Origin of the sequence: Rossellomorea sp. GAMAL-10_SWC, from assembly GCF_049568075.1 — a bacterium.
Taxonomy (GTDB): domain Bacteria; phylum Bacillota; class Bacilli; order Bacillales; family Bacillaceae_G; genus Gottfriedia.
In genome coordinates this window covers 701,946-715,088 of the sequence record NZ_CP144911.1, presented here as the reverse complement: position 1 = coordinate 715,088, position 13,143 = coordinate 701,946, and the positions used below count along the sequence as shown (strand labels likewise).

General features: G+C 34.5%; 12 protein-coding genes. 3 read left to right on the top strand and 9 right to left on the bottom strand.

Annotation, left to right across the window (positions count from 1 at the left end):
• Window positions 1–5 precede the first annotated feature (5 nt).
• The 5 genes from V5E38_RS03455 to V5E38_RS03435 form a co-directional block, all read right to left on the bottom strand.
• Entirely contained in the window at window positions 6–266 is a 261-nt protein-coding gene (locus tag V5E38_RS03455; protein ID WP_499212220.1) for a gas vesicle protein GvpR, read from the bottom strand.
• A 55-nt stretch (window positions 267–321) separates the two neighbouring features.
• Complete coding sequence (gene gvpJ, locus V5E38_RS03450) at window positions 322–546, bottom strand: gas vesicle protein GvpJ (RefSeq protein ID WP_499212219.1); 225 nt, start codon at window positions 544–546, stop codon at window positions 322–324.
• A 302-nt stretch (window positions 547–848) separates the two neighbouring features.
• Window positions 849–1,880, bottom strand: a complete 1,032-nt coding sequence (locus tag V5E38_RS03445; RefSeq protein WP_499212218.1) for a C40 family peptidase — start codon at window positions 1,878–1,880, stop codon at window positions 849–851.
• A gap of 21 nt (window positions 1,881–1,901) precedes the next feature.
• A complete protein-coding gene (locus V5E38_RS03440) occupies window positions 1,902–2,987 on the bottom strand; it encodes a dipeptide epimerase (RefSeq protein ID WP_499213503.1) in 1,086 nt (361 codons plus the stop codon).
• Between the two features lie 148 nt (window positions 2,988–3,135).
• Window positions 3,136–3,453 (bottom strand): DUF3870 domain-containing protein, encoded by a 318-nt coding sequence (locus V5E38_RS03435; RefSeq protein ID WP_499212217.1) that lies wholly within the window; start codon window positions 3,451–3,453, stop codon window positions 3,136–3,138.
• Between the two features lie 313 nt (window positions 3,454–3,766).
• On the opposite strand from V5E38_RS03435, the gene V5E38_RS03430 reads away from it, so the two are divergent.
• A complete protein-coding gene (locus V5E38_RS03430; RefSeq protein ID WP_499212216.1) occupies window positions 3,767–4,621 on the top strand; it encodes a polysaccharide deacetylase family protein in 855 nt (284 codons plus the stop codon).
• Window positions 4,622–4,689: 68 nt separating this feature from the next.
• Here the strand turns inward: V5E38_RS03430 and V5E38_RS03425 are convergent, their stop codons facing one another.
• Window positions 4,690–8,271, bottom strand: a complete 3,582-nt coding sequence (locus V5E38_RS03425) for a bifunctional 2',3'-cyclic-nucleotide 2'-phosphodiesterase/3'-nucleotidase (RefSeq protein ID WP_499212215.1) — start codon at window positions 8,269–8,271, stop codon at window positions 4,690–4,692.
• Window positions 8,272–8,409: 138 nt separating this feature from the next.
• On the opposite strand from V5E38_RS03425, the gene V5E38_RS03420 reads away from it, so the two are divergent.
• Together V5E38_RS03420 and V5E38_RS03415 are read left to right on the top strand one after the other, a co-directional pair.
• Complete coding sequence (locus V5E38_RS03420) at window positions 8,410–8,571, top strand: LysR family transcriptional regulator (protein ID WP_499212214.1); 162 nt, start codon at window positions 8,410–8,412, stop codon at window positions 8,569–8,571.
• Window positions 8,572–8,689: 118 nt separating this feature from the next.
• Window positions 8,690–9,145 (top strand): type 2 periplasmic-binding domain-containing protein, encoded by a 456-nt coding sequence (locus tag V5E38_RS03415; RefSeq protein WP_499212213.1) that lies wholly within the window; start codon window positions 8,690–8,692, stop codon window positions 9,143–9,145.
• A 192-nt stretch (window positions 9,146–9,337) separates the two neighbouring features.
• On the opposite strand, the gene V5E38_RS03410 is transcribed toward V5E38_RS03415, so the two are convergent.
• The 3 genes from V5E38_RS03410 to V5E38_RS03400 are packed head-to-tail and all read right to left on the bottom strand — an operon-like array spanning window position 9,338 to window position 13,029.
• On the bottom strand, window positions 9,338–11,326 hold the full coding sequence (locus tag V5E38_RS03410) for a beta/alpha barrel domain-containing protein (RefSeq protein ID WP_499212212.1): 1,989 nt from the start codon (window positions 11,324–11,326) through the stop codon (window positions 9,338–9,340).
• A 21-nt stretch (window positions 11,327–11,347) separates the two neighbouring features.
• Window positions 11,348–12,838: a sodium:solute symporter family protein gene (locus V5E38_RS03405; protein ID WP_499212211.1), complete on the bottom strand. Its 1,491-nt coding sequence runs from the start codon at window positions 12,836–12,838 to the stop codon at window positions 11,348–11,350.
• Window positions 12,838–13,029 carry a DUF3311 domain-containing protein gene (locus tag V5E38_RS03400; RefSeq protein WP_499212210.1) on the bottom strand — a complete coding sequence of 64 codons (192 nt, stop codon included), beginning with the start codon at window positions 13,027–13,029 and terminating at the stop codon, window positions 12,838–12,840. The genes V5E38_RS03405 and V5E38_RS03400 overlap by 1 nt, the downstream gene beginning before the upstream one ends.
• Window positions 13,030–13,143 lie beyond the last annotated feature (114 nt).

Below are 13,143 nucleotides of genomic sequence, written 5' to 3'. Positions count from 1 at the left end.
CCCCCTCACTCATGTAGAATTGCGCTTCTAGCTCGCAGTGACTTTCTTTGAAATGAAACAATTTCTAACTCAGCACTAAGCAAAACAAAATAAACTCCTAATAACTCATCTTTAGCGTGGGCTTTCATATATTCTTTTTCTTCAATTACCTCAACGGTTAGTTCCCAGCCTTTGTCTGATTTATGGACGTGAGTAATTTTATGAACTGGTCGAATATACTGCCCAAAAAAAGTTTTTACTACTTCTAGTATTTTAATTATTTCCATAATAGCCTCCTTGTCTAAAAAGTAGACCAAAGCATAAAGCCTTGGCCCTACTTGCTTAAGCAACTTCTTCTTCCTCGTCTTTCAGTAATCCTACTGCTTCTGCATATCGTAACCAAGTATCAACACTAGCGATGACAACACGAGCTTCAATTGCTAAAAGCTCAATGCCGACAAGCGATACTCTTACAAATGCATCAATCACAACACCTTTATCAAGAATACGGTCGATTACTTCAGCTAGGCTGGAAGAATCTACACTTTTTTGAATGGAAGCCAACATATAACCCTCCTTTCCTATTAAAATAAGAAAGAAATGATAGAAAACGAGAAAATAGCATTTTCTCGTTCGAGATCCTATCTCTTTCCCTCTATCCTATGGGACAAGCAAGTTGAGAGTGATAGACTTTATTCAAAATGAATCAATATTACTACACTCCAATTTTTTCCAATTAAAACAATACATTTAATGAGCAATCAGCATAGAAAAAGCAAATTAAATCTAGTATCCTAGTAAAAATAAAAAAACCATGAACAAGTGCAATTGTTCATGATTTTTCAACATTTCTATTTCTATCTACTTAATTATTCTTGCCAATAACGACGAGCACCAGAAAATTCTTCGATATAGCCAGGAGTGTTTAAAGGAATGATTTCAACACTTCTAGCAGCATTAGGAGCCTGAATCATTAAACCACCACCGATATACATTGCAACGTGATGTACTGATCCTGTTCCATTGTTACTTGCAAAGAATAATAGATCACCAGGTTGAATCTCATCTTTTTTAACTTCTATACCGCTCTTAGATTGAGGACCTGAGTCTCGTGGAATTGTTATACCATATGACTTAAATAAGCTATATGTAAAGCCTGAGCAATCAAAACCAAATCCTGATACACCAGCCCATAAGTAGCGTAAGCCAAGGAACTTCTTCGCCGTATTAATTAAATTTTCAGGCGTTGCCTTTGGAAATTGTTTATCATTTTGATAGACTGCCACATCTTCTTTTTTAATAAATTTATTTCCATCATCTGGCGTTGCAACCATTACGACATCCCCAAAGTCTTTAATAACAGGTAATCTTGTATTAAAGCTTATCTCCATAAACTTATGATTTAGGGCTTTTCCATCATACAACCAAGCTGTTTGACTAGAAACCATCATAAATGGGGTATCCTTGTAATTCTCTAATCGATCATCTGTTGTTAATTGTCTTTTTGGCATCCAACCAGGATATCCTAAAGAGTTACGTGGAGTAGGTTGTCCTTCTACAGCAACCTTCACCCAATCTCCTGATTCCTCTAAAATGGTTACTTTTGTACCATATACTGCTTGTGTTTCAAGATAACTTGTTAGCCAACGTCGTACTTCCGTATCTTCCATATTGGCTGACCATTGACGCGGATCAACTGGATTGCTTAAAGATGGTGCATCAATATCTCTAACTTGGAATCTACCATTAGTTGTCCATTGAGTAGAAACGGACACATCGACGTAAGCTGTTTCACCTGGAGTAAGTTCTTCATTTGTCGTTGCTAAAGACTGGTTTGTCATCGTAGAAAGTAAGGTACCTGCAACACATAAACTCAATAATAAATTTTTTGTCTTTTTCATTGTAAAACTCCTCTCCCTATTTTAACGAAGACTTTTGGATAATCTTCGATGAAGCCCTAAACCAGGTAAGGATGATAACTGAATCTCATCCCCAATAAACTCGATTCCATCAAAATCTTGATTCTTCAACCAAAGTGGCGCATCTAAATCAATTTTTTGAATATTTGGATGGGCGGTAGCGATATGTGCTGCCGCAAGTACTGAGACAGAAGTTTCCATCATACTTCCAATCATGCAAGGAATATTTGCTCTTTCAGCAAGATCTGCAATTTGCAGTGCTCTTCTAATTCCCCCTGTCTTCATTAACTTAATATTTAGAAGATCAACTGCATCCTCTTTAATAAGACGTAAAGCGTCTTGCGGAGAAAAAAGACTTTCATCAGCCATGATTGGTGTATTGACGTTTTGCTTAACAAATTTTAGTCCATCAATGTCACCTGCATGTACGGGTTGCTCAATTAACTCGATTTTAGAATTTAGCTGTTCTAATTCTTGGATAATCAAAACGGCTTGTCTTGGAGTCCATCCTTGGTTGGCATCAACTCGGATTGTGACGTCATTACCGACTTTTTCACGGATTGCCATAATTCGTTCAATATCCCTCGTCCAGTCTTTTCCGACTTTGATTTTTAATATAGAAAAGCCGTCCTTGATTATTTGTATCGCATCATGACACATTTCATCTACTGTTCCTACACTAACGGTCATATCGTTTTTTAATTGATTCGTCCGTCCTCCAAGATATTGATAGAGTGGCAGATTAAGATGTTGGCATAATGCATCATACAGTGCAATTTCCATCGCTGCCTTCGCACTTGTATTTGCCACGCAAGAGCGTTCAATCATTAGAGAAAGTTCATTCATATTTCGAATATCTCTTCCTAATAGTAGTGGTGTAAGGACAGTCTTTAAAATCGCTTCAATACTTTCCTTTGATTCTCCAGTAATAGCCAATGTAGGTGCTGCAGCGCCTACTCCAACAATCCCATCCTCTAGCTGAACATATACAAAAATATTCTCTATTTCAGTAGCTGTCCTAAGAGCCGTTTTGAATGGTTTTTTTAAAAGGAAAACTTCTGTTTGCACTTGGATCGATTGAATAATCATCATTTTTGTCCTTTCCTATTAGATTAAATTGAGTTCCTAGTAAACTTCCTGATTTAAAATCTTGTATTAAATAAAAAATCCAGCTATTAGAAAGGGATGCCCCCTGCTAATAGCTGGATTTCATCTACGAAAATAGATAAAGCAGCGTTTAAGATTCAATTAATTGCAAGTATTTTATATGTGCATTTTTAAAGGCTACTGCCAGAGCTTTCTGGGAAGAGCCAAAATAACGTGTATTAATTTCTTGTATTACCCCATCCACGTCTAACATTGATTGTCCAACAAAAAGTTGCTGCACAAAGGATGAAGTTAAAGATATTGTAGCTGAACAGTCTGCATCAATAATTAAATGGCTAGTCCGATCGACTACCAGACCAATAAAAAAAGCATTATACTTCTGCATAATCGGATTATTCGATGAAGTCTTTGCATCTCCAATAAGATAGATCGTATCTTTACTATACAATTTATGTCCTCCCGCAAAACAGGTATTCCGTACATAACTCCAACCGATGAGGAAAGAATTGGCAACGGCATATGTATTCGCTTATAGTTTATATTAATATACAAAATTACTTTTGACAATATATTATGAATATTCAGTTTTAAGAAAAGTACTTGTGAACTAGATGGAGACACTTACTTTTTTACTAGAAAAGTGAATAAAACATATAGGATAACCAAATATATATAAATACACGATTATTAGCTGAAATTCTTTAAACGAATGTAAAATGACTTTTGGTACTAAAGTGCTGTATGAAAAAAGGAGTTAAATTGTGAAAAAATTGATTTTCGTTTTCTTAATAACAGGAATAATCGGCTATTTTACATACAAATTTGCTATGAACCATCATTCTACCAAATTAGAAAACCAAAAATATTTAGTCGGGCAAGGATGTGTCGTCTTAAATTACCATCTAATTAGCCCAGATCGTGATAAATTTATTCGCTTCCTAACGAAAGACCCTGAGTTTACAACTTATAATATTTATAAAAGTGACTTTGAAAAACAAATAGACGTTTTAAAAAGAAATCACGTAAAATTCATTACACCGAAGTTTCTAGATGAATATATGAGGAACAAAAATCATTTAACCAATAAGCAAAAATGCGTTCTTTTAACATTTGACGATGTCGATCAATCCGTTTATCATAATGCTTACCCTATTTTAAAAAAGTATCGAATTCCATTTACCATTTTTCTCATTATGGGACAAGTAGGAAATATAGACTACAATGGAATTAATTTAGCTAATTGGAAGCAAATCAATGAAATGCAAAAATCTGGATTAGCTACTTATGGAACTCACACATACAATCTACATTATTACAATAAGAATGGCCAACCACCTTTCATTGAAGCTAAAAACATTAAAGTTTTTCAAAAGGATTTACGTCTAGCTACAAAAACATATAAACAACATTTTGGAGAACAGCCACAATACTTTGCTTATCCCTATGGATATGGTACACCCCAAACAGACCAGACTTTAATTAATGATGGATATAAAATGATATTCAGTTTACGTTATGGACTGAATAAACCAAATGATCCTACTTTTTTTGTGAAACGAATACTTCTAACTTATGATAGTTGGGAAAAAGTTAACAAGTGGATTGAATCTAAATAAAAAAATCTCATTCTATAGTCAGAATGAGATTTTTTTGTTACGTCATTTAAATCATCGTTTTTAATGTGTTAATTTACTTTTTTAATTCTTCCTTCTACTTCATAATTGAAAGGTCTTGGAAGTGATTTAACATAATTTACAGTCGCTTGAAGATCTTCTGGTCCTACTTCTAAATCAGTAGAACGTTCGCCAATACCATATTTTACATTACCGTACATATAGTTGTTTACTACAACTGAATATTCTTTGTTCGGATCAATTTTACTACCATTTGGTAAAAGGATGTCTACTACTTTTTTAGTCGATGAATCCCACGTATACTTAAATCCAGCGATATGGAAATCTAAGCCCTTATCGGTAATTTGATTATTTAATACTGTTTCAATGTCTTGACCGCTAAGCATTACTTTATTTAAGACATTTCCAAATGGCTGAATTGCGAATAAATCACCAAATGTAACTTGACCGGCTTCAAGTTGTGATCGAACTCCTCCACCGTTCATCATTGCGAAGTCTGCATTCATTGCAGCTTTCATTCCATCTGCAATTAAGTTACCTAGTGCAAAATCACCATAAGTATTAGAAGATGGATATCCTTTTGGTAAAGTTTGCATTGAGTCACCAACAATCTCAGCTTTAATTGGCATAATTAAATCTTCATATTTTTTCATGATCGCAGAAACTGTCGGGTCTGGTGTATAGTCTTTTTGATAAACTGTTACTACTTCTGCTTCCTTCTTAACAATATCACCTGTTACTGCATCTAATTCTAAATCTACATCAGAAAATGCAGAACCATATGAATAAGCTTGTACGATTAATTTATTATCAACTTCTTTATCATTAAATACATGATTATGAGCAGCAAAAATAACATCTACTTCATCATCAACTTTTTCAGCAATATCAGTTGCATCATATAAATCCGCTTTACCTGTTTGAAGAGTAGGGTTATGTGCTAATACTACGATTGCTTTAATCCCTTGTTTTTTTAGAATATCCGTATAATGGTTAATTGCTTCAACTTCATCACGAATTTCAAGCGTTTCATTTCCTTTTCGAACAATCATATTAGGAGTTTCTTGCGTTACTACTCCGATGAAACCAATCTTTTTACCGCCCACTTCTTTAATTGTGTATGGTTGAGTAATTAATTCTCCTGTTGCAGAATCATATGCATTGGCTGCAACCACTGGAAAGTTCATACCGTCATACCCTTTTGTACCTTTAGGATGTTCTCCACCATTCATCATACGCTTTAATTCAGCAATACCTTCATCAAACTCGTGATTACCAACTGTTCCAACGTCAAAGCCCATTGCTTCCATCACTTCAACTGTTGGTTCATCTTGGAATAACGCAGAAATCAGTGGGCTTCCACCAATCATGTCACCAGCGTGAACTAGTAATGTATTAGGATTTTCTGCTTCATGTTGTTTCATTGCAGCAGCTGTGTATTCCATACTTCCAGTTAATAATTCTTGGCCATTAACAGTAACTTTTGTATCAGTATCAAGCTGGCCATGAAGATCATTTAAGCCTAATAATTGAACTTTAATATTTTCTTTTGTACCTAAATCTAATTTAAAAATTCCAAATCCTGCAAGATCCGTTTTATTTGTAAACGCAATATTACTATTAGGCTTGATAAATTCTTCCGCTCTTGGTGAAGTCGTAAACGTTACATTTACATTTCCGCTAATTGGTGCAATCGACCAGTTATGATCTGCTGTTGGTGTAATTGTTTTCGATTCAGTAATGTAATCCATTAAGATTTGACGATTTTCATCAGCCGAATCTACTACAAGCTCGCTACCTTTAACACTTGGGAAATTACCACCGCCACCAGCACGATAGTTATTTGTTACAACGATGAATTCTTGATTTAGATCAATTGGTTGTCCATTATAAGTTAAGTTAATTACTCGACTTGAATTACTATTAACTAGATTTCCGTTTATATCATACTTTGCTGGTTTTGTTACATCAATTTGATAGTTAACACCATCAATTACATCAAAGTTATAAACAGGGAAAGCTGGATTTAATAAGGCTTGTTCTTCTGTTTTAGTTGGATCAATTTGATTGTATTTACCTGCCGTCATTTCAATCCATTCTTTCACAACAGAACCTTTTACTTTAATTGCTTTTAACGTATTATCATAAAGATAAAGATCGCCTGCACTTCTTATCGTAAGATCGCCTTTTTTAATCTCAGTATATTCAGCTACACCATTACGGCCAGTTTTGAATGGAGCCCCTACTGATAAAATTGGTAATTCTTTATATTCTGGTTTCTTTTCAGTAATATATTTTTCTATAAACCATTTTTGTGCATTTGTAACAACTTGAATCGATGGATCATCTTGTATCAATGAGAAGTAACTATGAATATCATCCGTAGTTGTTCCAATTGGTGTATTTACATACTTAACAGTTGCATCATGATTTGGTTTAACAGCATTTACGATTTCTTGATCTGGAGCTACTGTACTTTCAGTCTTTGTTTTACCTGTAGCAGGATCCTTTACATCAGCCCATACTTCTCTAGTTGAAGACTGGGAATTTACTACTGACCATTTTCCTTTTTCTTTTTTAAGTGTTAGGTCAATTAATCCTAATGAACCACCACCGTAACCTGCTTGAACGGCAGGTACGCCATTAATTGTTCCTTTCGAATTATCTACACCCGGTAATGGCTTTTTATTTGCCCCTAAAAATAATGCATCAAGTGTAGCCTCTGATTTTGCTGGAAATACTTTATGCGTATGAGAAAACGTGATTGCATCAATACCAGGTACTTCACTTAATGAATAAATAACGTCTTCAGTATTTTCTTTATTCACATTAAACCCTGAATGAGTCATTGCAACGATTACGTCTGCTCCGTCTTCTCTCATTTCAGGAATGAATTTTTTAGCTGTTTCTACTATATTTTTAGTGATGACTTTTCCATCAAGATTTGCTTTGTCCCACTCACTAATTTGTGGAGGAACAAATCCAATGAAGCCGATTTTTATTACGTGTTTCTTACCCTGTTCGTCGATCACTTTTTTATTAATAATTTTATAAGGATTAAATTTGTTCTTATCATTAGTAGGATTTTTATCGTGATCATCTACGTAAACGTTTGCATTAATGTACGGAAAATCAGCATCATTATATGCTTCGTTTAAAAAGTCTAATCCATAGTTAAATTCATGATTACCTAAAGTTGCAATATCATATCCCATTATGTTCATTGCTTTAAATACAGGATGAACTTCACCTTTTTTTAATGGGTCAATTTTAGATTCATAAGTTCCAAGTGGAGTACCTTGTATTAAATCTCCATTATCGACTAAAACATTATTTTGAACTTCTTTTCGAGCTTCCTTTACTAAAGTAGCAGTCTTAGCTAATCCAACTTTTTCATATGCTGCATCTTTGTAGTAATCATAGTTTAATAAATTTGTATGGATATCTGTCGTTTCCATAATTCGAAAATTTACTAAATCCTTCTCATCTTTATTCTTAGATGCAAGCACATTGACCGGTTCAGTCTCTTTTGGTGTTGCATACACCGGCGTACTCACAACTGACATACTTAATAAAGATAAAGCTAGAGTAAATGATAACGCTTTCGAATTTGTGCGATTCTTTCTCCCCATTTATATTCCCCTTATATGTTTTATTAGGATATCATTAAAAAAACATCCCCAAAAATTATTATAAAATTAAAATAGGTTAAAATATATTTAATTATACTTAAATAAAGTTAACGATTTCTTAAGGAGCAAAAAAATGAAATGAATTTAGACCATTTAGCATATATAGTTGATGTTTCCAAAACTAAATCACTATCAATGTCAGCGAAGAACTTACATATTTCTGTTTCGGCAATCTCCCAAGCTATAAATAATTTAGAAGAAGAATTCGGATTTAAAATTTTTACTCGTTTACGTCAATGAACGATTCCAACACCTGAGGGCGAGAAATTAATTGAAAAATCCCTTAATGTGTTAGCACATGCTGAAAAATTAAAACAGTTAGCAATAAACAGTAATGAAATACAAAAGGAGATTACAATTGTCTTCTGTTCCTGGACTAATGCATTATATCGTAAATTTAATTAAACTAATTAAAGCCGAAAATCAAAAGTCAAGGATTAGGGTGCACGGAAAAAATTCATTAAAAATTTTAAACGATGTAAAAGAGAATAAATTACGTTTTGGTTTAATTTGGATTTATGATGAATTGATAATAAAGAATAAAGAAATGGTCTTCGATAGTTTTCAAGAAGTTAAAATAATTGTTTGTGTAAGCAAAAATCACATACTTGTTGAATGTAAACAGTTAACTATAGACGATCTAAAAAATGAAACGTTTGTAGTTCATGATGAGCAATATTTGAAATGGTATTATGAGCTTTTCATCGTCCTTTTTGTTGGATGTGTTCGAAATGAAAATCTTCCTCTTTCAGAAGCAGATAAAATCTATATAAATGAATTAAAAAATGAATTTGAACGTAGGTGCAATCTTTAACAGCCTGTTAAATAGGAAATGACTATTGCTTGATTAAGAAGTTTACGTCCACATAACTGCTTCATGAGGACGTATGTTAGCAATAATATGAATTTTACTTCCTCATAACTGCTTTATGCGATGAAATTAGCAAGATGTCAATCTAAAAAGAACCTAATCTTTTTGATTAGGTTCCTTTTTAATCTATGTCAGTTATACATGAACTTCGGAAGAAACCATTCCTAGTTCAAGAGCCGATGTTAACCCTTCATAAGTAGCTTCTTCAATTGTACGAGGTGCTAAACAATCCCCGATTTGTCGAACGACTGGTGCCATACCCTTCACTTGTTCATAAAGCTCAAAATTAGGTACCCGTCCCATTGCAAGTACAATTGTATCCCAGTCGTTAATCAATTCGGTCTCATGAGTAAAAAGATTTCTCAATTTGACCTGATTATTATGAATACCACCAAAATCAAAATGCGGGCGAACATCCACCTTTAATTGATAGAGTCTTTTTAGATATTCATTTACTAGATATGAATGTAGTTCTTTTCCAATGTGAACCTTAGCAGAAAACAAGGAAACATCGTGATTTTTCTCCTTCAAATGTATAGCTGCCTCTATTCCTGGCCAATCGCCAATTAAATCAAATACCAATACCCGCTTTCCAACCTGGATAGAATTTCCACCAAAAAGGTCATCAACTGTTATGATTCTCGGATCGTCGATGCCCTCTACATGTGGAAAGTATGGTCGAGACCCTACTGCACAAATAATGACATCTGGTTTTATCTCTTGTATTTTCTCAAGGGTAATTTTCTTTCCAAGCTGGACGTCTATCTTACTTTTTGATAGCTTTCTTGTATAATTATCTAACATCGTTTCAGCTACTTCATGTCGCATAGGAGCCTTTCTCATTTTTCTTAGCAATCCGCCAATCTCATCACTTTGTTCAACTAATATTACTTCATGTCCTTCACCATCAGCAGTTAAAGCAGCATGTAATCCAGCTGGACCTGCACCAATGACAAGCACTTTTTGTTTTATTTTGATACTTTGGACAAGCGGTAATAATTCTTTTTCTTTACCAGCCATCGGATTTTGAACACATCCAATTGGAAGGCCCTTTGAATAGTGACCTATACAAGCTTGTATACATCCTAAACATGCATCAATTGACTGTAGATCCCCTCTCATTGCTTTATTCGGTAATTCAGGATCAACGATTAAAGCTCGCGTCATACCAACAACATCTGCTTTTCCTGACCCAACGATTCGATTTGCTTCCATAGGGTCTATGATTCGCGAGCCAACAAAAACTGGAACTGCACCTGCCATCCGAATTTTAAATGAATGTGGCGCATTATATGAATGTTTGATTGGAGAAGGTGGAACGATATGAGTCGAACCTGCATATGTACTTGAGTCACCAGATGTTACATTTATAAAATCTACTCTAACGTTTTCAACTAAATGCTCGACGATTTGCACCGCATCTGTTACATTCGTGCCATCCATTGTCATTTCATCTGCACTCATTCGAATTCCTACGGTAAAATCTTCTCCCACTTTTCCCCAAATACGTTGTACTATTTCTACGATAAAACGCATCCGGTTCTCAAAGGTACCACCGTATTCATCTGTGCGATAGTTCGTATGGCTAGACCAAAATTGAGCTGGTAAATAACCATGGGAGCAACAAACTTCTACTCCGTCAAGACCAGCTTTTTTAGCTAATAAAGCTGAATAAGCATATCCCTCTATGACGTCTTTAATTTCATCAATGTTCATCGGTCTCGGCATTATTCCAAATCGAAAACTTGGTTCAGAAGACGGTGCCCAAGCAGCATTACGATAATCGCTTGATACAACTTCTCTACCTCCGTGAAATAATTGACTAAAAACTTTCGTGCCATATTGATGAAGTTGTTTTGCAATTTCTGCATAAGCAGGTACTACTTTTTCATCAAATCCTGCGATCGTATGTGAAGTAAGCATACCTGATGTGTGAACTGCAGCTGCTTCAAGAATAATTAGTCCAGCCCCACCCTTTGCACGTGCAACATGATAGGCAGTCATTTCAGGAGTAGGAATGCCATTTGCTACATAATTCGTTTGATGTGCTGTTGATAGAATTCTATTTTTCAGTTCAGTATTTCCAATCGTCACTTTTGAAAATAGGTGTTTAAAGTCTGTCATAATTGAACCACTTCCTTTCTCCTATACATTTTCTCGGAAGTTCGTAATCATCCGATCGTTCTTTTCAACGATCATTTTAGGTTTTCTTGTAACTCTACTTACTACTAGCGTTACAGTAAAATTAATAACCATTACAACTAAACCAACATCAATATCTTGGATGACATGAGGAAACGATGGAAACAGAGTTGCTAATGTTGTACCAGTTGTTGTGGAATAAGTGACGGCTGCAACACCAATGATAATTCCAGCAGACGCTCCTTGAACTGTTACTGGATTCTTTTTCCAAAGACTAAAATACAGTGCTGGAAACAATTGTGCCATAAAGCTATACGCCATAATATACAGTGTCATAATTGTATCGCCACCATTTAAAGTAAAATAAAGTGTCACTAGTGCAATGATTGGAACTAGAAGTCGGGTTAATTTTATAAGTTGATCATCTGTTGTATTAGGTTTCATAACCTTATATACATTCTTAGTTAAGATTGTAGTTGCAGATGTTAAAACTAATGAACTTGGTATGAGTGCAGCCAAAGCGCCCGAGGCACCAATGATTCCTACAAACCAAGGATCAAATGATATCTTTGCAAGTTTAAATAAAGCTAAATCCACTTCTCCTCCTTTTAAAGTAGGAGCTTTTAAAATAGCAGCAAATCCAACAAATAAAGAAAAGACAATAATAATTTGATAGATTGGCATAAATGCAGCATTAAGGCGAAGAGCTTTTGCACTCTTTGAAGAAAAAACTCCCATAAGCATATGAGGAAACATATAGAAGGAAAGTGCTAACATGATACTAGTTGTAATAAACCAAGAAACACTTAAACCTTTCTCTGGAAATATCAATAAGTCGGGTTTAGCAGTTTGGATTGCCTCAAACATCGGCTGAAAACCACCATAATAATGTACAGGAAAATAGATTCCTAAGAAGATCACAACAAATAAAATTAGAAAGTCTTTAATAACAGCCGTCCAAGCTGAACCATGAATACCCGAAACTGTTACATAAATGGCTATCGTAAAAACAGCAATCGTAATAGCAATACTCTGAGGGATTTTCCCATAAGAAGCCTCAGAAACAATAATCCCTAACCCTTTTAACTGCATCGTTAAATACGGAATAATTGAAATGATGCTAATAACTGAAACAAGAACGCCAAGTGCTGAACTATTATACTTTTTCGTATAAAAATCAGCCTGTGATACAACATTATTTTCTTTTGCATACTTCCAAACAGGAGGTAACAGCCAATAAGCGATAATAAAATAGAAAGCATTAAATGCATACACTGCTGGCATTCCAAAAGAGTAGGCACTTCCTGATGCCCCCATAAAAGTAAATGTCGTAAACATTTCTCCTGCTAGCAATAGAAAAACAAAAAGAGAACCAAAACCCCGTCCACCAATTGACCACTGCTCAAAAGTCATCTCTTTACCCTTACGTGCTTGTAAGCCTAACCATATTGATAAAGCTAGGAAGCCAAGAATTACAATTAAAGCTGAATTCACTATTCATCGCCCCCTTTATTAGCAGGATCAAGATTATTCACTATTAATAAAAATATTGCTGTAAGAAAAACCCATAATATCGTCCAAAATAAAACAAATGGCATTCCAAGAACAAATGGTTCAACCTTATTAATAACTGAGAGTGAACCAATAGCTGGAATCGCACTTAATACATACAGTAGTTTTTTCATTTGATTCCCTCCTTTTTTACTTCTAGATTAATAGGAAATGATAAAATTTAAGCGTTTTCAAAACAGAAAATAAAAAAGAAAAGCTAAGTATGTACTATCTAATTTTTTATTAAT

Excerpts from the sequence above, each read along its gene's own strand:
- V5E38_RS03445 (WP_499212218.1), bottom strand. The coding sequence starts at position 1,880 with ATGAAAAAGACAAAAAATTTATTATTGAGTTTATGTGTTGCAGGTACC.
- V5E38_RS03425 (WP_499212215.1), bottom strand. The coding sequence starts at position 8,271 with ATGGGGAGAAAGAATCGCACAAATTCGAAAGCGTTATCATTTACTCTA.
- V5E38_RS03440 (WP_499213503.1), bottom strand. The coding sequence starts at position 2,987 with ATGATTATTCAATCGATCCAAGTGCAAACAGAAGTTTTCCTTTTAAAA.
- V5E38_RS03400 (WP_499212210.1), bottom strand. The coding sequence starts at position 13,029 with ATGAAAAAACTACTGTATGTATTAAGTGCGATTCCAGCTATTGGTTCA.
- gvpJ (WP_499212219.1), bottom strand. The coding sequence starts at position 546 with ATGTTGGCTTCCATTCAAAAAAGTGTAGATTCTTCCAGCCTAGCTGAA.
- V5E38_RS03410 (WP_499212212.1), bottom strand. The coding sequence starts at position 11,326 with ATGACAGACTTTAAACACCTATTTTCAAAAGTGACGATTGGAAATACT.
- V5E38_RS03420 (WP_499212214.1), top strand. The coding sequence starts at position 8,410 with ATGAATTTAGACCATTTAGCATATATAGTTGATGTTTCCAAAACTAAA.
- V5E38_RS03455 (WP_499212220.1), bottom strand. The coding sequence starts at position 266 with ATGGAAATAATTAAAATACTAGAAGTAGTAAAAACTTTTTTTGGGCAG.